This is a genomic window from Pseudomonas sp. TWR1-1-3 (genome assembly GCF_049896805.1).
GTDB classification, from domain to species: Bacteria; Pseudomonadota; Gammaproteobacteria; order Pseudomonadales; family Pseudomonadaceae; genus Aquipseudomonas; species Aquipseudomonas bubulae.
In genome coordinates this window covers 189260-211051 of record NZ_JAFCUZ010000003.1, presented here as the reverse complement: position 1 = coordinate 211051, position 21792 = coordinate 189260, and the positions used below count along the sequence as shown (strand labels likewise).

General features: G+C 60.1%; 17 protein-coding genes. 3 read left to right on the top strand and 14 right to left on the bottom strand.

Going from position 1 to position 21792, the window contains the following annotated elements:
• The first annotated feature begins 106 nt into the window (after positions 1-106).
• Positions 107-607 carry a YgjP-like metallopeptidase domain-containing protein gene (locus ACP7BE_RS13770; protein ID WP_094999800.1) on the top strand — a complete coding sequence of 167 codons (501 nt, stop codon included), beginning with the start codon at positions 107-109 and terminating at the stop codon, positions 605-607.
• Between the two features lie 51 nt (positions 608-658).
• A complete protein-coding gene (locus ACP7BE_RS13765) occupies positions 659-955 on the top strand; it encodes a winged helix-turn-helix domain-containing protein (protein ID WP_094999801.1) in 297 nt (98 codons plus the stop codon).
• Here ACP7BE_RS13765 and ACP7BE_RS13760 read toward each other — a convergent pair.
• From ACP7BE_RS13760 to betI, 11 genes are all read right to left on the bottom strand, one after another.
• Positions 946-1407: a GNAT family N-acetyltransferase gene (locus ACP7BE_RS13760; RefSeq protein ID WP_094999802.1), complete on the bottom strand. Its 462-nt coding sequence runs from the start codon at positions 1405-1407 to the stop codon at positions 946-948. The genes ACP7BE_RS13765 and ACP7BE_RS13760 overlap by 10 nt on opposite strands.
• Positions 1408-1471: 64 nt before the next feature.
• Positions 1472-3646 carry a YccS family putative transporter gene (gene yccS, locus ACP7BE_RS13755; RefSeq protein WP_094999803.1) on the bottom strand — a complete coding sequence of 725 codons (2175 nt, stop codon included), beginning with the start codon at positions 3644-3646 and terminating at the stop codon, positions 1472-1474.
• 147 nt (positions 3647-3793) lie between these two features.
• Positions 3794-4972, bottom strand: a complete 1179-nt coding sequence (locus ACP7BE_RS13750; RefSeq protein ID WP_426106433.1) for an NAD(P)/FAD-dependent oxidoreductase — start codon at positions 4970-4972, stop codon at positions 3794-3796.
• A gap of 144 nt (positions 4973-5116) precedes the next feature.
• Positions 5117-6454 carry an ATP-dependent RNA helicase DbpA gene (dbpA, locus tag ACP7BE_RS13745; protein WP_228795946.1) on the bottom strand — a complete coding sequence of 446 codons (1338 nt, stop codon included), beginning with the start codon at positions 6452-6454 and terminating at the stop codon, positions 5117-5119.
• A 150-nt stretch (positions 6455-6604) separates the two neighbouring features.
• Entirely contained in the window at positions 6605-8035 is a 1431-nt protein-coding gene (mdtD, locus tag ACP7BE_RS13740) for a multidrug transporter subunit MdtD (RefSeq protein ID WP_426106200.1), read from the bottom strand.
• 125 nt (positions 8036-8160) lie between these two features.
• Positions 8161-9498: a TldD/PmbA family protein gene (locus tag ACP7BE_RS13735; protein WP_094999805.1), complete on the bottom strand. Its 1338-nt coding sequence runs from the start codon at positions 9496-9498 to the stop codon at positions 8161-8163.
• Positions 9498-10940 (bottom strand): TldD/PmbA family protein, encoded by a 1443-nt coding sequence (locus ACP7BE_RS13730; RefSeq protein ID WP_426106197.1) that lies wholly within the window; start codon positions 10938-10940, stop codon positions 9498-9500. The genes ACP7BE_RS13735 and ACP7BE_RS13730 overlap by 1 nt, the downstream gene beginning before the upstream one ends.
• Positions 10941-11072: 132 nt before the next feature.
• Positions 11073-11768 carry an RraA family protein gene (locus ACP7BE_RS13725; protein WP_153326889.1) on the bottom strand — a complete coding sequence of 232 codons (696 nt, stop codon included), beginning with the start codon at positions 11766-11768 and terminating at the stop codon, positions 11073-11075.
• Between the two features lie 292 nt (positions 11769-12060).
• Complete coding sequence (betA, locus tag ACP7BE_RS13720; RefSeq protein WP_094999808.1) at positions 12061-13764, bottom strand: choline dehydrogenase; 1704 nt, start codon at positions 13762-13764, stop codon at positions 12061-12063.
• Positions 13765-13905: 141 nt separating this feature from the next.
• On the bottom strand, positions 13906-15378 hold the full coding sequence (gene betB, locus ACP7BE_RS13715; RefSeq protein WP_426106194.1) for a betaine-aldehyde dehydrogenase: 1473 nt from the start codon (positions 15376-15378) through the stop codon (positions 13906-13908).
• Between the two features lie 109 nt (positions 15379-15487).
• A complete protein-coding gene (gene betI / locus ACP7BE_RS13710) occupies positions 15488-16081 on the bottom strand; it encodes a transcriptional regulator BetI (RefSeq protein WP_094999810.1) in 594 nt (197 codons plus the stop codon).
• Positions 16082-16557: 476 nt separating this feature from the next.
• Here betI and ACP7BE_RS13705 point away from each other — a divergent pair, with 476 nt between their 5' ends.
• Complete coding sequence (locus ACP7BE_RS13705) at positions 16558-18495, top strand: BCCT family transporter (protein WP_232527653.1); 1938 nt, start codon at positions 16558-16560, stop codon at positions 18493-18495.
• A gap of 125 nt (positions 18496-18620) precedes the next feature.
• Here ACP7BE_RS13705 and choV read toward each other — a convergent pair whose 3' ends face one another.
• The 3 genes from choV to ACP7BE_RS13690 all read right to left on the bottom strand — a co-directional run bounded on the left by choV (position 18621) and on the right by ACP7BE_RS13690 (position 21657).
• Positions 18621-19799: a choline ABC transporter ATP-binding protein gene (choV, locus tag ACP7BE_RS13700; protein ID WP_094999812.1), complete on the bottom strand. Its 1179-nt coding sequence runs from the start codon at positions 19797-19799 to the stop codon at positions 18621-18623.
• Positions 19796-20641: a choline ABC transporter permease subunit gene (gene choW / locus ACP7BE_RS13695; protein ID WP_094999813.1), complete on the bottom strand. Its 846-nt coding sequence runs from the start codon at positions 20639-20641 to the stop codon at positions 19796-19798. Before choW ends, choV begins: the two co-directional genes overlap by 4 nt.
• 68 nt (positions 20642-20709) lie before the next feature.
• Positions 20710-21657 (bottom strand): choline ABC transporter substrate-binding protein, encoded by a 948-nt coding sequence (locus tag ACP7BE_RS13690; RefSeq protein WP_095019590.1) that lies wholly within the window; start codon positions 21655-21657, stop codon positions 20710-20712.
• Positions 21658-21792: the final 135 nt, after the last annotated feature.

The following is a 21792-nucleotide window of genomic DNA, read 5'->3' as shown; positions in this document are numbered from 1 at the left end:
GTTTTCTCGGAAGCGTCTGCCTTTTGGCAGCGTAAAAGTCTGACGTGGGCGCCCGGGGATCGAATTCGCTACACTGGCGCACTTTTACGCTGTGCGTTGGCGCCCCATGACTGTGCTCAAATACCTCCAGGCTTACCCCCAGACCTTGCAAGAGCAGGTGCGCCAATTGATCGAGCGCAACCAGCTGGGCATTTACCTGAGCGAGCGTTATCCACAGCGTCATGCCGTGCAAAGCGACAAGGCCCTGTATGCCTACGCTCAGGAGCTCAAACAGGAATACCTGCGCAATGCGCCATCCTTTGACAAGGTGCTGTTTGATAACCGGCTCGACCTGACCCACCGTGCGCTGGGTTTGCATACTGCTATTTCACGGGTTCAGGGCGGCAAGCTCAAGGCTAAAAAGGAACTGCGCGTGGCCTCGCTGTTCAAGGAAGCGGCGCCCGAGTTTTTGAAGATGATCGTGGTCCACGAGCTGGCCCACTTGAAAGAGTCAGACCACAACAAGGCGTTCTACAAGCTGTGTGAGCACATGTTGCCGGGTTATCACCAGCTGGAGTTCGACCTGCGGGTGTACCTCACGTGGCGGGATATGCAGGGCAAAACCTGACACTTACTTTATGTGTGGGAGCGGACCCGTATAGACGGGCAGGAGTTCTGAATGGAAGTCAGCAAAACCAAAAGCAGCTTTTACCGGCGCTTGTATGTGGCCTGGTTGATCGATAGCCAGATCGCCAGCAGCGTGCCTGCCTTGACCGAAGTCACCGGCATGCCGCGTCGTACCGCCCAGGACACCATTGCTGCCCTGGCCGATCTGGACATCATCTGCGAATTTGAACAGCAGGATGGCGCCCGCAACCATGCCGGACGCTACCTGATCCGCAACTGGGGGCCGGTGGACAAAAACTGGGTCGCTGGGCATCTGGTGCAGATCAAGCAGGTGCTGGGTTACCCCTGAGATGTCAGGCGCATGCCGATGTGCGGGATGTTGTCTTCTAGGTAGATCTCGCCCTGGGTGTTGAACCCGTGTTGCTCGTAAAAGGGTTGCAGGTGCGCTTGGGCGGACAGGAATACGGGCTGCCCCGCCCAGTACTCTTCGATATTTTTCAGGGCCTGTTCAAGCAGGGTATGCCCAAGCTTTTGCCCGCGGCCTTCGACGGCAACGATTACGCGGCCGATCACTACGTCACCGCCCTGGGACTCGGGGTCGAGGATGCGGGCGTAGGCCACCAGCTGGTCGTCTTGCCAGCCCATCACATGCAGCGTATCGCCCGTCAGGTCTTGCCCGTCGACGTCCTGATAGGCGCATTTCTGCTCGGCGACAAATACTTTTGAGCGCAATTCGAGGATTGCGTAGAGCTGTTCCTTGCCCAGGTCGTTGTGGTGTTTGCAGAGCCAGTCGGTGGTCACGATCTTGTCCTTGTTGGCGAGTTCATGTCTCGATAGTAGGCGCGATGCCGACTGGCGCCAAGGCCTAAGGTGCCTTGACCAAATGCGCGGCCAGGGTGCGCAGTGGCCCGAGCTGGCGGCAAATCAGCGCCAGTTGGGTTTGTACCAGCCTCTGGTTTTCATCTATTTCATCGGGCATTTGTTCAAGTTCGCCGGCCAGGGCCTCTTCCTCATCACTTTGCACTGCAACCGCCTGTTTGGTGGCCAGGCCCTGGGCAATCTGGTCGATGCTGTCGGCAATCTTGCCCCCGGCCCCTTCAATCAACTGCTCGCGCACTTCGGCAGGCAATTGGGTGTCGCGGTGGGCGCCCAGGCCAGAGAGGTAACTGAGCAAAGTATGGGACAGCACCAAAAAGCGGAAGCCCATGTCTGCATCCTTACGGAAATGCCCGGGTTCCATCAGCATATTGGCCAGGGTGGTCGACAGCGCCGCATCGGCGTTATGTGCGTTACGCCGTGCCAACCGATAGGCCAGGCTGTCGCTTTTACCCTGGGCATATTGCTGCATGATCTGGCGCAGGTACTGGCTGTTGCAGCTCAGGGTATTGGCCAGCACCTGGTTCAGGCGACGACCCTGCCAGTCAGGCAAGAACAGGAACACCGCCGCTGCCGCGATCACGCTACCCACCAGGGTGTCGAACAGGCGCGGCAGGAACAGTCCGTAACCATCGCCCACCTGATTGAAGCAAAACAGAATCATCAGGGTGATGGCCGCCGTGCTCAGGGTGTAGCGCGTGGTGCGGTTGATAAAGAACACCACCCCGGCCACGACGGCAAACATCGACTGCACCAGCGGGTTGGGGAACAGATCGAACAACGCCCAGCCCACGGCCAGGCCGATGGCCGTGCCGATAATCCGCTGGCTGAACTTGCGCCGCGTGGCGCCGTAGCTTGGCTGGCACACGAACAGCGTGGTGAGGATGATCCAGTAGCCCTGGCTTGGGTGAATCCAGTGCACCATCGCAAAACCGATACTCAGCGCCAGGGGCAGGCGCAAGGCGTGGCGGAAGATCAGCGAGGTGGGTGTCAGATGCTGGCGCAGGCGTGACCAGACATCCTTGAGGTTGCGTGGCGAACGGTCGAGCAGGCTGCTATCGGTGGCATCGGCCAGGGTGTCGGGGTTGCTTGCATCGCTCAGCAGGCGGTCGAGGGTGCCGAGGTTGGCGGCCAGTGCCCGCAATGAACGCAACAGTCCGCGCCAGGCCGGGTTGCTCTGGATGCGCAAGTGTTCGAGGGAGGCGTGCAGGTCTCCCAGAGCCTCGGCAAAGCTGTCGTCATAGACGAATGGCTGGCGCAGCTTGATCGACTCCGACAGGCGCTGGCAGGCCACGCCTTGCTGGCGTAGCAGACGTTGGCAGCGGAACATCACATCACTGTGGAAGAAGGCGTCGGCCAGGGCGTTGTACGGGTAGTGCGAAGAGCTGGCACGTTCGTGGATGTCTTGGGCGAGGAAATACAGCTTGAGGTAGCGGCTGAGTTTGGAGCCTGGCCGAGTATTGCCGACCCGGTGCAGGATGATTTCCTTGGCGGTGTTCAGCGCCGCCACCACCCTGCCGTTTTGCCGGGCCAGTTCCAGCCGGCCCGCTTCCACGTCCAGTTTGCGGATCGGCTCGAACAGCGCCGACTTGATTTTCAGGTACAGGCCAAGTTCCCAGAACAACCGGGCCAGGCTCTGTTGCACCGGCTGATTGGAAAACAGCGCCTGCCACAGCACCGACAGTATCCCGTACCAGGCGGCACCGGCCACCAGCAGCAAGGGTTCATGCCAGAAGTTGGTGACTTCGCCGCCGCGCTGATCCACGCCGATCATGGTGTACACGGCCAGAATCAGTGTGGCTGAAGCAATCGCCCCGTAGCGCTCGCCCAGCGCGCCGAGCATGGTCAGGCCGAAACTGGCCAGGGCCAGCGCGCAGACCATCAGCCAGGGGTAGGGGAAAAGCAGCTCGACACTCAGGGCTGAGGCGGTGAAACACACCAGCGTCACCAGCAAGGCGTTGAGACGGCCTTGCCAGCTGTCATCGGTTTCAGACAGCGCACTGGCGATAACCCCCAGAAACAACGGGATCAGCAGTGACATCTCATCCTGATACCAGCAAAAAGCCATGCTGCCGGTCAGGGCGACAAATACCCGCACGCTGTAACTGAACTTGTCCAGTGCCCACAGGCGGCGCAGGGAATGCTGAAAGCTTTTCGATGACATGAAGTGGCGGTGCCTGGCTCGTGATTCGCTAACTTGAGCCAGATAAGACGACAGTGCAATGGGGCTGTCACATCGAACCAAAAATATTTTTCATGCGCCCCTGCAGTCGCTGCTGCAGGTTGCAGCAGCGACTGCAGGGGGGGCAGGTCAGACGTACTGCGCCGCTGCATACCCCGAAGCCCACGCCCACTGGAAGTTGAAGCCGCCAAGATGGCCGCTTACATCCAGCACTTCGCCGACAAAATACAGGCCGGGGCTTTTCAGCGATTCCATGGTCTTGGACGACACTTCGCGGGTATCGACCCCACCCAGGGTCACTTCAGCGGTGCGATAACCTTCGGTGCCCGCGGGGACCACCTTCCAGCACGCCAGTTTGTCCGCCACCTGCGCCAGCTCCGCCGGGGTGTACTGCTTCATTGGCTTGGACTCGAACCAGTGCTCGGCCAGCAGATTGGCCATCTTCTTGGTGAAGATTTCACCCAGCAGGGTTTTCAACTCGCTGTTGGGGCGTTCAGCCTGCTGTGTTTGCAGCCAGCTCAGGGCGTCGAGGTCGGGCAGCAGATTGATCTCAACCGTATCGCCGGGGTTCCAGAACGAGGAAATCTGCAAGATCGCCGGCCCGCTCAAACCACGGTGGGTGAACAGGATATTTTCGCGAAAGCTCTGGTCGTTGCAGCTCACCAGGCAATCCACCGACGTGCCCGACAGCTCGGCGCAGATCTCTTTGAGCTGATCGGTGATGGTGAACGGCACCAGGCCTGCGCGGGTTGGCAGCAAGGTGTGGCCGAACTGTTTGGCGATTTGATAGCCGAAGCCTGTGGCGCCCAGGGTCGGGATCGACAGCCCGCCGGTGGCGACCACCAGAGACTGGCAGTCAACCGGCCCCAGCGTTGTATTGAGGCTGTAGCCGTTGTCGGTTTTTTCGATCTGTTCGACTGAAGTGTCCAGGTGCAGGCTGACGCCGGCCTGTTTGCACTCGTCGAGGAGCATTTCGAGGATGTCGCTGGATTTGTTGTCGCAAAACAGCTGGCCGAGTTTTTTCTCGTGGTAGGGCACGCCGTGTTTGGCGACCATCTCGATAAAGTCCCACTGGGTGTAGCGGGCCAGGGCCGACTTGCAAAAGTGCGGGTTCTGCGACAGGAAATTGTTGGGCTCGGTGTACATGTTGGTGAAGTTGCAGCGGCCACCGCCCGACATCAGGATCTTTTTGCCTGCCTTGTTGGCGTGGTCGATCAGCATCACCTTGCGCCCACGGTTGGCGGCGGTCAGTGTGCACATCAGGCCTGCGGCGCCAGCGCCAATAATCACAACGTCGGTAGAGCGCAAAGCGGTGTCCTCGGTAAAAGCAGCCCTCACCCCAGCCCTCTCCCTGAGGGAGAGGGAGCTTGACCAGGGTGATTTCGAATTCTATGCAAATCTGCCCCCTCTCCCTCCGGGAGAGGGTTGGGGTGAGGGGGCTCTTGAAGCGTCTTACAAAACCCGCACGCGCAATACGCGGCCTTTGATTTTGCCTTCGCTCAGGCGCTGTGCAGCCTGCTTGGCAATGGTGCGGTCAACCGCCACATAGGCCTGGAAGTCAAAGATGGCGATCTTGCCAACCTGGGCACCCGGGATGCCTGCGTCGCCGGTCAGTGCGCCAAGGATATCGCCTGGGCGAACCTTGTCTTTACGACCTGCGCCGATCACCAGTGTGCTCATGGCCGGCAGCAACGGTGCGCCGCCCTGAGAGGTGAGGGTGTCCAGGGTTTCCCAGTTCAGCGGAGCTTTCTGCAACTGCTCGATGGCCTGGGCGCGGTGCGCTTCGGACGGTGCAACCAGGCTGATGGCCACGCCTTTTTCGCCCGCACGGCCGGTACGGCCAACACGGTGAATATGGATTTCCGAATCGCGGGCCAGCTCAACGTTGAGCACCATGTCCAGCGCGTCGATGTCCAGACCACGGGCGGCTACGTCGGTGGCAACCAGTACCGAAGTCGAACGGTTGGCAAACATGGCCAGTACCTGGTCACGGTCGCGCTGCTCCAGGTCGCCGTGCAGGCCGACGGCCGAAATGCCCTTGGAGGTCAGGTGATCAACGGTTTCCTGCACCTGCTGCTTGGTGAAGCAGAACGCCACGCAAGACTGCGGGCGGAAGTGGCCCAGTACCTTGGTCACGGCGCTCATGCGCTCTTCAGGCGAGATTTCGTAGAAACGCTGCTCGATTTGGCTGTCAGTGTGCAGCGCCTCTGCTTTTACCTGCTGAGGGTTGCGCATGAACTTGGACGACAGCTGCTTGATACCGGCCGGGTAAGTGGCCGAGAACAGCAAGGTCTGGCGACGCTCCGGGGTTTTGACAATGATGTCTTCGATGGCGTCATAGAAGCCCATGTCCAGCATGCGGTCAGCTTCGTCCAGTACCAGGGTGTTCAGACCGTCCAGTACCAGCGAGCCTTTGCGCAAGTGTTGCTGGATACGCCCCGGAGTGCCGACAATGATGTGCGCGCCGTGCTCCAGCGAACCGATCTGCGGGCCGAACGACACGCCGCCACACAGGGTCAGCACCTTGATGTTGTCTTCGGCGCGGGCCAGGCGGCGGATTTCCTTGGCGACCTGGTCAGCCAGTTCGCGGGTCGGGCAGATCACAAGGGCCTGGCAGCCGAAGAAGCGCGGGTTGATCGGGTTCAGCAGGCCGATGCCGAAGGCGGCAGTTTTGCCACTACCGGTCTTGGCCTGGGCGATCAGGTCCATGCCTTTGAGGATCACCGGCAAGCTCTGCGCCTGAATCGGCGTCATCTGGGCATAACCGAGGGAGTCGAGGTTAGCCAGCATGGCGGCGGACAGAGGCAGAGTGTTAAAAGCGGTGGCAATGGTGGTCACGGGACTGGCCTGCAAAACAAAATGTCGCGCAGTGTACCAGTCCCATGCCCTTTGCCTGAACATTCTGGACGAGATGTCATCCAGTTCTTGGCGAAAAGTAGCTTAATGTTCCAGCTCATGTTCCGAGTTGGCCTTGGGTTTGCGGCCATCCTGGGGTGACAGTTGCAGGAAAATCGCCGCTGCCAGCATCGCCATGATCCCTACTGTGAGGAAGGTCAGCTGGAACGCGCCCAGCACCGTGTCCACCCCATCGTTGCCGCCATCCCCGGTAAAGCCGCCAAGCAATGCCCCGGCGCAAGCCACGCCCAGGCTCAGGGACAGCTGCGCCACCACTGACAGCAAACTGTTGCCGCTGCTGGCACTGGCGTCGTCGAGATCGATCAGGGTGACGGTGTTCATGGCGGTGAACTGCAATGAGTTGATCGCTCCCAAAACGGCGAGCATTGACAGCAACAACGGGTATGGCGTGTGTTCGGTAACCAGCCCCATGCTGGCCAGCATCAGGCCCAGGGCGAAGGTGTTGGCCGTCAGCACGGTGCGATAGCCCACGCGCTCGATCAACGGCCTGGCCACCCATTTGGCCAGCATGGCGGCCGCGGCCAGTGGCAGCATGCTCATCCCGGCCTGTGACGGGGAATAGCCCAGCGCGACCTGCAACAGCAAGGGCACCAGAAACGGCAGGGCGCCGCTGCCCAAGCGGGCGAACAGGTTACCGAGGATGCCCACTGCGAAGGTCTTGGTTTTAAACAGCACCGGGGAGAACAGCGGGTTGCTGATATTGCCCGCGCGTAACCAGTACGCTGCCAGACAGGCCATGCCCGCAAACAGCAGCAACATCACCCGCAGGTGCGGCATATGCAGCTCGCCCAGGCCTTCCATGGCGATGGTGATAAACACCATCGCCGCGCCAAACAGCACAAAACCCAACCCGTCAAAACGGGTGCGCTCGCTGCCGCGCAAATCCGGAATGAAGTGCCAGACGGCCCAGCAACCGAGAACGCCCACGGGCAGGTTGATCAGGAAAATCCAGTGCCAGCTCAGATACTGCACCATCCAGCCGCCCATCGTGGGGCCGATCAGCGGGCCGAGCAGGCCGGGAATGGTGATAAAACCCATGATCCGCACCAGCTCCGAGCGCGGATAGGCCTTGAGCACCACCAGCCGGCCGATGGGCAGCATCAGGGCACCACCCAGGCCCTGGACGATCCGTGCGCCGATCAGCTCGTTGAGAGTGCCGGACAGGGCGCAGACCAACGAGCCGAAACTGAACAGCAGGATGGCGCTGAAAAAGATTTTTTTGGTGCCGAAGCGGTCGGCGATCCACCCCGAGGCCGGGATCAGCAAGGCGACGGTGAGCATGTAGGCAACGATCACACCCTGCATGCGCAGCGGGTTTTCGTCGAGGTCGCGAGCCATGTCGGGCAGGGCTGTGTTGAGGATGGTGCCGTCGAGTGACTGCATGAAAAACGCGATGGCCACCACCCACGGCAACCAGCGCAGGGTTTCAGGGCTTAGAACCGGGCGTACGGGCATAGGACCTCTTTTTATGGACTGTCGATAATCCTCTGTGGGAGCGGGCTTGCTCGCGATGCAGAGGCCCGGGTTTTTTCAGGTAAACCGCAGCGACGCAATCGCGAGCAAGCCCGCTCCCACAGGTGTTACAGCGTCAGCGTGAGCTTTTTGACCAATGCCCCCGGCAGCAGATTTGACGCCGTCTGGCGCTGGTCGTAGGTGCTGGCCGACAGCAACAACTCACGCTCGGCTGTCAGCGCTTCCAGTTGTGAACCCAGCAGACTATAGACGCTGTCATCAAAGCGCATGGTGTTGACCGGGGCCTTTATCTCGCCGTTTTCCACCCAGAAAGTGGCAAAGCGGGTCATGCCGGTCAGGCGGGCGGCCGGTTGGTCCGAGTAGTTCAGGTACCACAGGTTGCTGATATACAACCCGGTGCCCAACTGCTTGAGGATGTCGGCCTGCACCAGGCTCCCTGCCGCCATCGCCAGTGCGCTCGGGGCTTCGCCCTCCGGTGCGCCGTTGACCTCAAGGCCATACTCGGCGGCACTGCGAGAACTCACCAGTTGCTGCTCGGCCTTGCCGTGTTTGACCAACGACAAGTCCTGACGCGGATACCCCTCGCCGGAAAACGCCGGGCTCAGGGACTGGCTGACCTGCTCGTCAAACGACACCAGCGGGCTCAGTTGCGCATCGCCCGCGTAGAGCTTTTGCAGCGGGCTGGATTTGCTGGCCAGTGCTTGGGCCGAAAAACCGCCCCAGCACAGCATGCTCATCACTTCTTCCAGCGCCGCCGGCGCCAGGTAGGCTCGGTACTCACCGGGCGCCAGGGCATGCAGCGGGCGATCGAGGAAACTCAGTTGCTCGCGGGCCAGTTGCATGCGCCGGGCGAAACGTTCGCTGTCCCAGTCGGCGCCGGCGTAGCTGGCCTTGACCGCCTGACCGTTGCTGTGGAACAAACTCCAGTCGAAATTGAAGCTATTGGCCTGATGCCAGCCAAACGCGCCCTCGGAGCTGGCATAGCCGTAGCTGATCGGGCCGCTGGCATAAAATCCGACCAGATCTACGCCTTTGGATGCACTGCGGATTTCTTCCAGAACACGGGCCGTGTCCGGCAGGGGCTGGTTCTGCACGTTATGGCTGTTCCACGGCTGCGGGTTGAGCAGTAAATACGGATCGGCGGGCAACAATGGCAAGGTGTCGCGCAGTTGCCGAAGGGCATCGGCCAGGCGCTGTTTGTCGACATTAGGCTCGCCAGCCAGGGTGAGGTTCACATCGGCGTGGCGGCCGTCGTGGATCAGCTTCAGGCTCAGGCTGGCCTGTTGCACCTGCCCGGCCTGACGCACCTTGCCCTTGTTGAAACGGATAAATTCCGATGCTTCGCCGTTATAGCCCAGGGTGAACTGCTCAGGCGCAAGGATCGCTTTGCCCAACCACTCGACCAACCCCTTGAACTGCTCGGCCTGACTCAATGGGGTACTCATCAGGCATCACCTCCAAACACATCGATTTGACTGAACACGCAGGCGGGGGACGCATGGCCCACGCGGATCACCTGGTTGGGTTCGCCCTTGCCGCAGTTCGGGGTGCCCAGCACCTTGAAGGTGCTGGCGTCGCCCACGGCGCTGAGGTTGCGCCAGAACTGATCGGAAATGCCCCGGTAGTTGGGGTTCTTGACCACGCCCTTGAGTTCACCGTCCTCGATCAACTGGCCCCACTCGCAACCGAACTGGAACTTGTTGCGCGCGTCGTCGATCGACCAGGACCGGTTGGTGGCCATCAGAATGCCGCTTTCGATACCGCCGATCATTTGCTCAAGCGACTGATCGCCTGGCTCGATATTGAGGTTGGCCATACGGTCAATCGGTGGCCGGTTCCAGCCGCAGGCGCGGCTGTTGGCCACGCCTTCGAGGCCCGAGCGGAACTGTGACAGTGCGCCACCCAGCGGGCGTAGCAGCAAGCCTTCGCGGATCAGGAACTCCTTGTAGGCCGGGGTGCCGTCGTCGTCGAAGCGGTAGCTGGCGAGCTCCTCGGGGATGGTTGGGTCGAAGGTCACGTTCAGCAGCTTTGAGCCATATTGCAGGCTGCCGAAGTCGCTGGTCTTGACGAAGCTGGTACCGGCGTAATTGCGCTCGTCACCGAGAATGCGATCCAGTTCCAGCGGGTGTCCGATGGACTCATGGATTTGCAGGATCATCTGGTCGGGCATCAGCAGCAGATCGCGTTTGCCGACCGGAGCATTGGGTGCCAGCAGCAATTGCAGGGCCTGATCGGCGACCTGGGGTGCGGCACCGATCAGCCCGCAGCGGCTGATCACATCGGCGCCACCTTGCTGGCCGAAGTTTTCGCGGCCCAGGCTACGGCTTTGACTGTCGTTGCCGTCATAGGCAGTGACACTCATGCCCGGGTAAACAAAGCGCTGCGCCCGGCGCAGCTCGGCGCCGGCGCTGTTCAGGTAAATTTGCTCGACGTGATTGAGGCCCAGCGAAACCACCCAGCTCACCAGCCGCTCGTCTTTGGGTACGGCGGCTGATTCGGCGCTCAGCAGGGCAAAGCACTCGCTGAGTGAGGGGAAAGCCTGGTCAAGATCGGGTGAGAAAAAGTCGGCGCGCTCATGGCACACCGGTTCCTGGCTCAGGTTGAGCAGCGCATGCCCGGCGATCAGCTGGGCCTGGGCTTCGGCGCGGTCGAGGGCCGCCTGCAGGCCGGCCTGGGACAGGTCGTTGGTGGCGGCGTAGGCTTCGATACCGCGCAACCGCACGGTGAGCATGGCGCCCTGGTCGTGACTGAATGAGGGAGGCTCTGCGACGTTCTTGCGTACCGACAGGTATTGCCCGGACTCGCGTACATAACGTAACGAAAAGAACTCGGCCCGGGTGCGCAGCGCGGCAAAGCGCTGCTTGAGCTGAGGGTAGAAATCGAACATGCACAGACCTCCTTGGACTTGGTGGGTCTGTGGGAGCGGGCTTGTTCACGATGCAGGCAGTGCGGTTAACCCGCTGGACCGCGGTGATGCCATCGCGAGCAAGCCCGCTCCCACAGGGGCGCGCGTAGCGTGTTAAACCGGGCAACCCTTGGCGCGCAGGATGGCGTCAAAACGGTCCGGGTCCAGGGTGCCTTCTTTGATTGCCTTGAGCGTTGCCTGTTCACGGGCCAGCAGATCGTGGCAACGCTTGAGCAATTCCGGCAGTTCACTGCGCGAAGCCGCAACCACGCCGTCACCGTCGCCGATCATCAGATCGCCTGGCATTACCAGCATACCGGCACACGAGATGGGGACGTTGATTTCGCCGCCGCCGTCAGTGCTCGGACCGCGATGTACGCCGCCGATGGCATAGGCGGGCAGTTCACCGGTCTGCCACTCGTCGAGGTCGCGCAGGGCGCCGTTGATCACCACGCCGACAATCCCGGCCTTGAGGGCCATGGCACGCATGATGCCGCCGAACACGGCACGGGTCAGGTCGGCACTGCCGTCGATCACCAGTACATCGCCGGGGCGGGCCATTTGCATGGCTTTGAGGATCATCAGGTTGTCGCCCGGGCGTACACGGACGGTCAGCGCGCTGCCCAGCATCGGGCGGGTACCGTGGAACGGCTTGAGGCCCAGACCACCCACGTTGCGGCCCAGACAGTCACTGACTGCGGCTGCGGGGATCTTGCTGAATTCGGTGAGCCATTTTGGATCGAGAGGTTCTGCGTTTGGATTAATCAGGAAGCCGGTCGGCCATTTGCTCGAAGAGACAACATCAAACATAGAAAACCTCTTGGCCAGGCAAGGCTGGCATGTCGGGTGGGGCGGGGGGGTGTGGCGCGAAGCGAGGCACTAGATTAGGCCTGCGCTGAAGCGGGGGCAAGCGGGGCAAGATGAAACTCAAGAGTTACACAAAATTCGTAGCAGCTGCCGACGGAACGAGGCTGCGTCCGGTTGCGAAGCGACCGTGAAACCAGATGACGCGATTCATCAGAAGAACCGCGTAGCCTGAATTTACGACGGCTGTGCCGCCGGACGTAGCCTCGCTCCGCTCGTCAACTGCTACGGATAGTGCTTACTGCGCGGTACGGCTCACTTCACGCAGCGGCTTGCCGCGTACCGGCGCGTCGCCTGCGACGTAGTAGTCGGCAGTGCTGCGCGGCTCCGGCTGGCGGCCACGGATCTTGTCGGCAATTTTCTCGGCGATCATGATCGTCGGTGCGTTGAGGTTGCCGGTGGTGATCAGCGGCATGATCGAGGCATCGACCACACGCAGGCCCTGCATGCCATGCACACGGCCTTCGCCGTCGACTACAGCCATTTCGTCGGTGCCCATTTTGCACGAGCAAGACGGGTGGAACGCGGTCTCGGCGTGTTCGCGGATAAAGGTATCCAGCTCTTCGTCGGTCTGCTTGTCGATGCCCGGGCTGATTTCACGGCCACGGAATGCATCCAGTGCTGGCTGCTGCATGATTTCACGGGTCAGGCGGATGCCGTCGCGGAATTCCTGCCAGTCCTGCTCGCTGGCCATGTAGTTGAACAGGATGCTCGGATACTCGCGCGGGTCCTTGGACTTCACATTGATCCGGCCACGGCTCGGCGAACGCATGGAGCCCATGTGCGCCTGGAAACCGTGTTCTTTCACCCCGTTGCTGCCGTTGTAGTTAATCGCTACCGGCAGGAAGTGGTACTGGATGTTCGGCCATTCGAATTCTTCGCGGGTGCGGATAAAACCACCGGCTTCAAACTGGTTGCTGGCACCGATGCCTTTGCCCAGGAACAGCCACTCGGCACCAATGGCCGGCTGGTTGTACCAAAGCAGCGACGGGTACAGCGACACCGGCTGGGTGCAGGCGTATTGCAGGTACAACTCAAGGTGATCCTGCAGGTTCTGGCCAACGCCCGGGAGGTCGTGCACCACCGGGATATCGAGGCTGTTGAGCAATTCGGCCGGGCCGACGCCGGAACGTTGCAGCACGGTTGGCGAGCCGATTGCGCCGCTGCACAGCAGTACTTCCTTGCGGGCCTTGGCCTGGATGCGGGTGTCGCTGTCGCCGACCATATAGGAAACGCCAACGGCGCGTTTACCTTCAAACAGGATCTTGTCGGTCAGGGCGTGGGTGACGATTTTCAGGGTCGAACGCTGCTTGGCCGTGTCCAGGTAGCCGCGGGCGGTACTGGCGCGACGGCCGTTCGGCGTCACGGTACGGTCCATCGGGCCGAAACCTTCCTGCTGATAGCCGTTCAGGTCTTCGGTGCGCGGGTAACCGGCCTGTACACCGGCTTCAACCATGGCGTGGAACAACACGTTGTTCCCGGCTTTGGGCGTGGTCACGCTGACCGGACCATCGCCACCGTGGTAGTCGTTGGGGCCGATATCGCGGGTTTCGGCTTTGCGGAAGTACGGCAGGCAGTCCAGGTACGACCAGTCTTCGAGGCCCGGGTATTTCGCCCAGCCGTCGTAGTCCATCGCGTTACCGCGGATGTAGCACATGCCGTTGATCAGGGACGAACCGCCCAGGCCCTTGCCGCGGCCACATTCCATGCGACGGTTATCCATGTGTGGCTCTGGATCGGTCTCGAAGGCCCAGTTGTAGCGACGCCCTTGCAGCGGGAATGCCAGCGCCGCAGGCATCTGCGTGCGGAAGTCGAAACGGTAGTCCGGGCCGCCTGCTTCAAGCAGCAGCACGGTGACGCCTTGGTCTTCAGTCAGACGGGTCGCCAGGGTGTTACCGGCAGAGCCGGCACCAATGATGATGTAATCGAATTCTTGGGACATAAATGCACCCTCTTTGAAGTTGTGGCAGAGCTTGTGGGAGCGAGCCTGCTCGCGATTGCATCAGCGCGGTGCAACTGATGCACCGCGTCGCCTGTATCGCGAGCAAGCCCGCTCCCACAGGGTTTATGCGGGCCTGTCGGTTTAGAACACCGAAACGTAGTCGCCCAGCTCTACCTGTACCGATTTGATCTGGGTGTACTGAGCCAGCGAGCTGATACCGTTTTCACGGCCAATGCCCGATTGCTTGTAGCCGCCCACCGGCATTTTTGCGTCGGACTCACCCCAGGCGTTGATCCAGCAAATGCCCGCTTCCAGCTGATGAATCACGCGGTGAGCGCGGTTCAGGTCCTTGGTCACGACGCCGGCAGCCAGGCCGAACTCGGTGTCGTTGGCGCGGCGGATCACTTCTTCTTCGCTGTCGTAGGTGAGGATGCTCAAGACCGGGCCGAAGATTTCTTCTTTGACGATGGTCATGTCATCGGTGCAGTCGGTGAACACGGTCGGTGCCACGAATGCGCCTTTGGCCAGATCACCTTCGGTCAGGCGTTCACCGCCGCACAGCAGGCGGGCGCCTTCTTCTTTGCCCTTGGCAATGTAGCCCAGCACGCTTTCCATGTGAGCAAAGCTGACCAGCGGGCCGAAGTTGGTGTTTTCGTCTTGCGGGTTGCCGATACGGATGCGCGCTACGCGCTCCAGAATCTTGGCTTCAAACGCCGCTTTCATGGCCGTCGGGATAAATACGCGGGTGCCGTTGGTGCACACCTGGCCCGAGCTGTAGAAGTTGGCCATCATCGCGGTATCCGCGGCGCGATCCAGGTCGGCGTCGTCGAAAATGATCAGCGGTGATTTGCCGCCCAGTTCCATGGTCACGTCTTTGAGCGACGACTGGGTAGCACTGGCGGTGACTTTCTTGCCGGTATCGGTGCCGCCGGTGAACGAGATTTTCGCGATGCGCGGGTGCTCGGTCAGCCAGGTGCCCACTTCACGGCCGCTGCCAGTCAGAACGTTGAACACGCCGTCCGGCAGGCCCGCTGCGGTGAAGACTTCGGCGAGCTTCAGGGTAGTCAGGGAAGTGACTTCACTTGGCTTGAAGATCATCGCGTTGCCGGCAGCCAGGGCCGGTGCGGATTTCCACAGGGCGATCTGGATCGGGTAGTTCCACGCGCCGATACCGGCCACAACGCCCAACGGCTCGCGACGGGTGTACACGAACGAAGTGTCGCGCAGCGGGATTTGCTCGCCTTCGATGGCGGGCGCCAGGCCAGCGTAGTACTCCAGTACGTCGGCGCCGGTGACGATGTCGACATAACGGGTTTCGGAGTACGACTTGCCGGTGTCCAGGGTTTCCAGGGCGGCCAGTTCATCGTTGCGCTCGCGCAGGATTTCCACGGCGCGACGCAGGATGCGCGAACGCTCCATGGACGTCATGGCGGCCCAGATTTTCTGGCCTTTTTCGGCGCTGACTACAGCGCGCTCGACGTCTTCTTTGGTAGCGCGTTGCACTTGCGCGAGGACTTCGCCGTTAGCCGGGTTGATGGCATCGAAAGTAGCGTCGCTACCGGCGTCGGTGTAGCCGCCGTCGATGTAGAGTTTTTGCAGTTCGAAACGGGCCATAAAATCCTCGCAAGTGCAGACAAGTGGTGGGCGTTAATCGTGAGTCGGGTGCCCTCTAGCTGTGGCACCGCAGATTCACGACAGTTCAGGGGTTAAGCGTTAATTGGGCCTAACTCACCTGTTTCGCCAGTTGTAGATCCATATATTCGTAGCAGATGCGTTGTGCCTGGTCGGTGTCGAAGCCGTCACCGGAAAGGGCACCCCGCAACCATAGACCATCGATGAGCGCTGCCAGGCCTCGTGCTGCATTGCGGGCCTGGGCCTGGGGCAACACCCGGCGGAACTGGCAGCACAGATTGGAGTACAAGCGGTGGTCGTTGATCCGCTGCAATCTGTGCAACGACGGTTGGTGCATGCTGGCCGCCCAAAAGGCCAGCCAGGTTTTCATTGCCGGGCCATTGACCTGGCTGGCGTCGAAGTTGCCCTCGACGATGACCTGTAAATGAGCCCGCGGGCTGTCGTCGCCCAACGCCTGGCGGCGCTCGGTGACGTTGTCGATCAAGACGTTCATCAAGTACCGCATGGTGGCGGCAATCAGACCGTTCTTGTCTTTGAAGTAGTGACTGATGATGCCGTTGGACACACCGGCCAGACGGGCAATCAGCGCAATGCTGGCATCTGCCATCCCGACCTGATCGACAGCCGTCAATGTGGCTTCGATCAACTGCTGGCGGCGTATGGGTTGCATACCGACCTTGGGCATTTCGCAAATCTCCTTGGGCCGGCGGTCAGTGCAAAAACATCACTGAACGGCAGCCAGTCTATTTTGTTTTGATTGAACGTTCAATCAACAAAGAATAAGCTCTGCGACAAATCGTCGCGATTTATGTCGTTTTCCTACGCATGAATGGCGCAAATCGACACGGTAAATTCCCATGGAACCCAAGCAGAAGCAGGCTTTCGCAGGCGCTGACGGGAGATCCAAACAGGCACAACGCATCAGACCACGCGGGGCAGCCCTTGATTTCAAGGGGACGCACACAGGTTTTGAACGCGGTCTGGGCGGGTCCGGTTTTTTAGCGGTGTCTTTATATCACTCGACCGTTGGTCGCTATCTAGGCGAATGGTCGTGTGGTGCGTTGCCTTAAGTCCTTGTCTCGCACTCCCTGGAGCATCCGTGCAATGAGTTCTGCCTCTCTTATAAAGACCCCACCGCAAAAGGTGACGGTCAACGGTTGGGTGTTTTACACCTCCACTGCCTTGATACTTTTGCTGACTGCCATCCTGATCATTGCCCCCGAAGAAGCGGGCCGTATCCTGGGTGTGGCCCAGGAATGGCTGTCGCGCAGCTTCGGCTGGTACTACATGGTAGTCATCGCTGCTTATCTGATCTTTGTGGTCGGGTTGGCGTTTTCGTCCTACGGAAAATTGAAACTGGGAACGAAACAGGACACCCCGGATTTCAGCTATGGCGCCTGGGCCGGGATGCTGTTCTCGTCCGGTATCGGTATTTCGCTGCTGTACTTCGGCGCATCCGAGCCGCTGGATCACTACTTCAACCCGCCTGAAGGCGTGTCGGGCAGCCATGAAGCAGCGCGCCAGGCGTTGCAACTGACTTTCCTGCACTGGGGCCTGCATGGCTGGGCGATTTACGCACTGGTCGGTCTGGCCGTGGCCTATTTTGCCTACCGTCACAACCAGCCGCTGGCGTTGCGTTCGGCGCTGTATCCGTTGATGGGCGAGCGCTGGGTCAAAGGTGCTGCGGGCCATGCGGTGGACGGCTTCGGTATGTTCGTGACGCTGCTGGGCCTGGTGACCAACCTGGGCATTGGTTCGATGCAGGTGTCGTCGGGGCTTGAGAACCTGTTCGGCATGGAACACAGCAACACCAACCTGTTGATCGTGATCATCGTGATGAGCACCGTGGCGACCATTGCTGCAGTCTCGGGCGTTGAGAACGGCATCCGCCGACTGTCCAACCTGAACATTATCCTGTTCAGTGGCCTGCTGATTTTCGTGCTGCTGTTCGGTCCGACCCTGCATCTGCTCAACGGTTTTGTGCAAAACACCGGCGACTACCTCAACGGTATCGTGATGAAAACCTTCGACCTGTACGTGTACGAAGGCGACAGCAGGAAAACCGAAGGCTGGCTGGGCCTGTGGACTCTGTTCTACTGGGCCTGGTGGATTTCCTGGGCCCCATTTGTCGGGATGTTTATCGCGCGTATTTCCCGTGGTCGCACGGTGCGTGAACTGGTGGCGGGCGTGCTGTTGATTCCGTTGGGCTTCACTTTGGCCTGGTTGTCGATCTTCGGTAACTCGGCGCTGGACCTGGTGGTTAACCACGGTGCCGTGGAGCTGGGTAAAACGGCGCTTGAGCAGCCGTCGATGGCGATTTATCAACTGCTTGAGCATTACCCTGCGTCGAAAGTTGTTATCGGTGTCTCGATCTTTGTCGGCTTTGTGCTGTTCCTGACCCCGGCCGACTCCGGCGCGGTGATGATGGCCAACCTGTCGTGCAAAGGCGGTGATGTGGACGAAGATGCGCCGCACTGGCTGCGGATCTTCTGGTCGGCGGTAATCACGCTGGTGACTATCGGCCTGCTGTTTGCCGGTAACTTTGCGGCGATGCAAACCATGGTGGTACTGGCCGGTTTGCCGTTTTCGGTGGTATTGATCCTGTTTATGTTTGGCCTGCACAAGGCGATGCGCCAGGATACTCTGGTTGAACAGGAACAAGCCGAGCTGGCTGCCCGTGGCCGTCGTGGTTTCAGCGAGCGGCTGACTGCACAGGACCTGCAGCCGACTCAAGCCGTGGTGCAGCGTTTTATGGACAAACACGTGACCCCGGCACTGGAAGATGCGGCGGTACAATTGCGTAGTCAGGGGCTTGATGTGCAGACCCTGCTGGGCAGCGCCAAGCGTTGCATGGGCGTGCGGGTTGAAATGGAAGAAGGTAACCCGTTTGTCTACGAAGTCAGCCTGGATGGCTACCTGGCCGCACCGAGCGAGTCGGGTGAAGACGAAGTGCGCAGCCGTTATTACCGCGCTGAGGTGTACTTGCACAACGGTAACCAGGAGTACGACTTGATGGGCTTCACCCAGGAGCAGATCAGCCGTGACGTGCTCGATCAGTTTGAAAGCCATCGCCAACTCCTTGGCCGCGTATATAGCTAAGAACTGCAAAAGCCCCTCACCCTAACCCTCTCCCGGAGGGAGAGGGGACTGACTGCATGCTGACTCACTATCTCCACAAGTCAGCTCCCTCTCCCTCCGGGAGAGGGTTGGGGTGAGGGTAATGCCTACCCCAGATTCTTGCCCAGCAGCGCGTGATACAGCTCTGTATCCCCCAGTATCCCTACCACTTTGTGATCGTCGTGCAGCACCAGTTTGTTGCCGGTCTGGTAACGGATCTGTAGTGCATCGCGCATGCCGATGCCACTGTCCACCAGGGTTGGCCCACGCCCCAGGCCTTCTACTGCCTGACCGCTTTTCCAGTGTTGCAGGTCCACCACAGCAGCACCCTGGCGCACGCCTTTTATGGTGTTGCCCTCCGCCAGATCAATCCACGAGTCATCCCCCGGGTCGATGCACACCGAGCCATTGATGCGTTTGCAGTTGTCCAGTGTGCGCATCAGGCTGCGTCCGCACAGCACGTTGAGCGGGTTGGTATGGGCAACAAAGGTGCGTACATAGTCATCGGCGGGGTTGAGCACGATTTCTTCAGGCTTGCTGTACTGCACGATCTTGCCGTCTTTCATGATCGCAATGCGGCTGCCCAGCTTGAGAGCTTCGTCCAGGTCATGGCTGACAAACACAATGGTCTTGTTCAGCTTGTGTTGCAGTTCCAGCAGCTCATCCTGCAAGCCCTGGCGGATCAACGGGTCAAGTGCCGAAAAGGGTTCGTCCATCAGCAGGATATCGGCGTCCATCGCCAGTGCCCGCGCCAGGCCAACCCGCTGCTGCATGCCGCCGCTCAACTCATCGGGCTTTTTATTGCGCCATTGGGTCAGACCCACCAGCTCAAGTTTTTCATCCACCAGGGTGCGGCGTTCCTTTTCGGGACGGCCCTGCATCTCCAGCCCGAAGCTGATGTTTTCGCGCACCGTCAGCCAGGGCATCAGGGCGAATTTCTGAAACACCATGGCGATGCGCTTGGTGCGCATCATCTTCAGTTCGGCAGGGGTGCACGAGGCAATGTCTATCTGCTTGCCTTCGTGCTCTACATACAACTGGCCGCGACTGACCGTATTGAGCCCGTTGATGCAGCGCAGCAAGCTGGATTTTCCCGAGCCTGACAAACCCATCAGTACGCAGATTTCACCTTTTTCGATGTCCAGGCTGGCCTTTTCGACGCCAACAATCTGCCCGGTTTTTTTCAGGATCTGATCCCGCGACAAGCCCTGGTCCAGAAGGCCGAGTGCTGCGCGGGGGTCTTTGGCGAAGATCACGTCAACATTATCGAAACGGATAATACTCATGCGTCGGCTCCTGCTTTGGCGTCCGGCTGCTTGCAGATACGGTCGAGCATGATGGCCAGCAGCACGATCGCCAGCCCGGCTTCAAAGCCCAAGGCGATATCGGCAGTGTTGAGGGCATTGACCACCGGTTTGCCCAGACCATCGGCACCCACCAGGGCGGCGATCACCACCATCGACAATGACAGCATGATGCATTGGGTAATCCCGGCGGCGATGCTCGGCATGGCGTGGGGAAGCTCGATACGGGTGAGCAACTGGCGACGGGAGCAGCCAAAGGCCTTGCCCGCATCAAGCAACTCATGGGGGACATCGCGGATGCCCAGGTAAGTCAGGCGGATCGGCGCGGCAATGGCAAATACCACTGTGGAAATCAGCCCCGGCACCACGCCCAGCCCGAATAGGGTCAGGGTCGGGATCAGGTAAACGAAGGTAGGAACGGTCTGCATCAGGTCGAGAACAGGACGCATAAAGGTGTAGAACATGGGTTTGTGCGCCGCGAGAATTCCTAGCGGCACGCCGATGATCACGCATACAAATGTAGCGAACAGCACCTGGGCCAGGGTTTCCATGGTTTCTTGCCAATACCCCAGGTTAAGGATCAGCAGAAACGACAGCGCCACAAAAACCGTGAGCCCCCACTTGCGCTGGATAAAGTGGGCAAACAGTGCAATCAGCCCGATAAACACAAAGGGATTGAACCAGGTCAGGGCAAAGGTCACAGCGTGGATCATGGCTTCCAGCGTGCTGGCGATGGCATCGAAGGTGCTGGCGCCGTGCTGGGTCAGCCAGTCGACGAAGTTTGCAATGTAATCGCCCAGAGGGATTTTTTGATCAATCAGCATGGTAGTGAACGTCCGCATGCAGGGGAATTGAAACGGAGCCGGGCGCAGTTGCCGCCCGACGCCCGCGATTACTTCGCAAGGCTGGCTTTAACGGCCTCAAGCCCGGGTTTGCCATCCACCGTGGTAACACCCGCGAGCCAGCTTTCAAGCACTTGCGGGTTTTGTTTGAGCCAGGCTTTGGCGGCCGCGTCGGGTTTGATCTTGTCGTCCAGCACCTTGCCCATCAGGGTGCTTTCCATGTCCAGGGTAAACACCAGATTCTTCAGTAACTGACCCACGTTGCTGCATTCTTCGGTGTAGCCCTTGCGGGTGTTGGTGTAGATGGTCGCCTGACCATAGTTGGGGCCGAAGAACTCATCGCCACCGGTGAGGTATTTCATTTTGAAGCGAGTGTTCATCGGGTGGGGTTCCCAGCCCAGGAACACCACCTCGGTGCCACGACGCTGGGCGCGGTCAACCTGCGACAGCATGCCCGCTTCGCTGGATTCCACCACCTTGAAGCCGGCGTCCTTCAGGCCGAAGGCGTTTTTGTCGATCATGGTCTGGATCATGCGGTTGCCGTCGTTGCCCGGCTCGATGCCGTAGATCTTGCCGTCCAGTTCCTTGCTGAATTTGGGCAGGTCGGAGAAGTCCTTGAGGCCCTTCTCATAGAGGGCTTCGGGAACGGCGAGGGTGTATTTGGCGTTCTCCAGGTTGGCGCGCACTGTCTCGACGGTGCCCGCGTCGCGGTAGGCCTTGATGTCGTTTTCCATGGTCGGCATCCAGTTGCCGAGAAACACGTCCATGTTCTTGCCATCGGCCAGCGACTTGTAGGTAACCGGCACGGAAATCATGGTGGTTTTGGTTTTGTAGCCCAGGCCCTTGAGCACTTCGCTGGTAACGGCGGTGGTGACGGTGATGTCGGTCCAGCCGACATCCGAAAAATTGACGGTACTGCATTGCGCCGGTTCTGCTGCCTGGGCGATGACGGGCAGACTCAGCAATGCAGCCAGCAACAACGATGAGGAATGTGTCATGGAGCGACTCCTGTGTGTCCGGGTTGCGGTTTTCGATCGAAAAGCCGCACATATCAGTTGCGGTCGGGCGATGCCCGGCAGGCGTGTTGCCAGCGCATCTTGCAATCGAGTCAGAACCGATCATGTAACAGCGAA

Bases quoted from the DNA above. Each gene is read 5' to 3' on its own strand.
- betA (WP_094999808.1), bottom strand. From the start codon at position 13,764: ATGTCCCAAGAATTCGATTACATCATCATTGGTGCCGGCTCTGCCGGT.
- ACP7BE_RS13690 (WP_095019590.1), bottom strand. From the start codon at position 21,657: ATGACACATTCCTCATCGTTGTTGCTGGCTGCATTGCTGAGTCTGCCC.
- ACP7BE_RS13735 (WP_094999805.1), bottom strand. From the start codon at position 9,498: ATGAGTACCCCATTGAGTCAGGCCGAGCAGTTCAAGGGGTTGGTCGAG.
- choW (WP_094999813.1), bottom strand. From the start codon at position 20,641: ATGCTGATTGATCAAAAAATCCCTCTGGGCGATTACATTGCAAACTTC.
- ACP7BE_RS13765 (WP_094999801.1), top strand. From the start codon at position 659: ATGGAAGTCAGCAAAACCAAAAGCAGCTTTTACCGGCGCTTGTATGTG.
- ACP7BE_RS13730 (WP_426106197.1), bottom strand. From the start codon at position 10,940: ATGTTCGATTTCTACCCTCAGCTCAAGCAGCGCTTTGCCGCGCTGCGC.
- betI (WP_094999810.1), bottom strand. From the start codon at position 16,081: ATGCCCAAGGTCGGTATGCAACCCATACGCCGCCAGCAGTTGATCGAA.
- mdtD (WP_426106200.1), bottom strand. From the start codon at position 8,035: ATGCCCGTACGCCCGGTTCTAAGCCCTGAAACCCTGCGCTGGTTGCCG.
- yccS (WP_094999803.1), bottom strand. From the start codon at position 3,646: ATGTCATCGAAAAGCTTTCAGCATTCCCTGCGCCGCCTGTGGGCACTG.
- choV (WP_094999812.1), bottom strand. From the start codon at position 19,799: ATGAGTATTATCCGTTTCGATAATGTTGACGTGATCTTCGCCAAAGAC.
- ACP7BE_RS13770 (WP_094999800.1), top strand. From the start codon at position 107: ATGACTGTGCTCAAATACCTCCAGGCTTACCCCCAGACCTTGCAAGAG.
- betB (WP_426106194.1), bottom strand. From the start codon at position 15,378: ATGGCCCGTTTCGAACTGCAAAAACTCTACATCGACGGCGGCTACACC.
- ACP7BE_RS13725 (WP_153326889.1), bottom strand. From the start codon at position 11,768: ATGTTTGATGTTGTCTCTTCGAGCAAATGGCCGACCGGCTTCCTGATT.
- dbpA (WP_228795946.1), bottom strand. From the start codon at position 6,454: ATGCTGGCTAACCTCGACTCCCTCGGTTATGCCCAGATGACGCCGATT.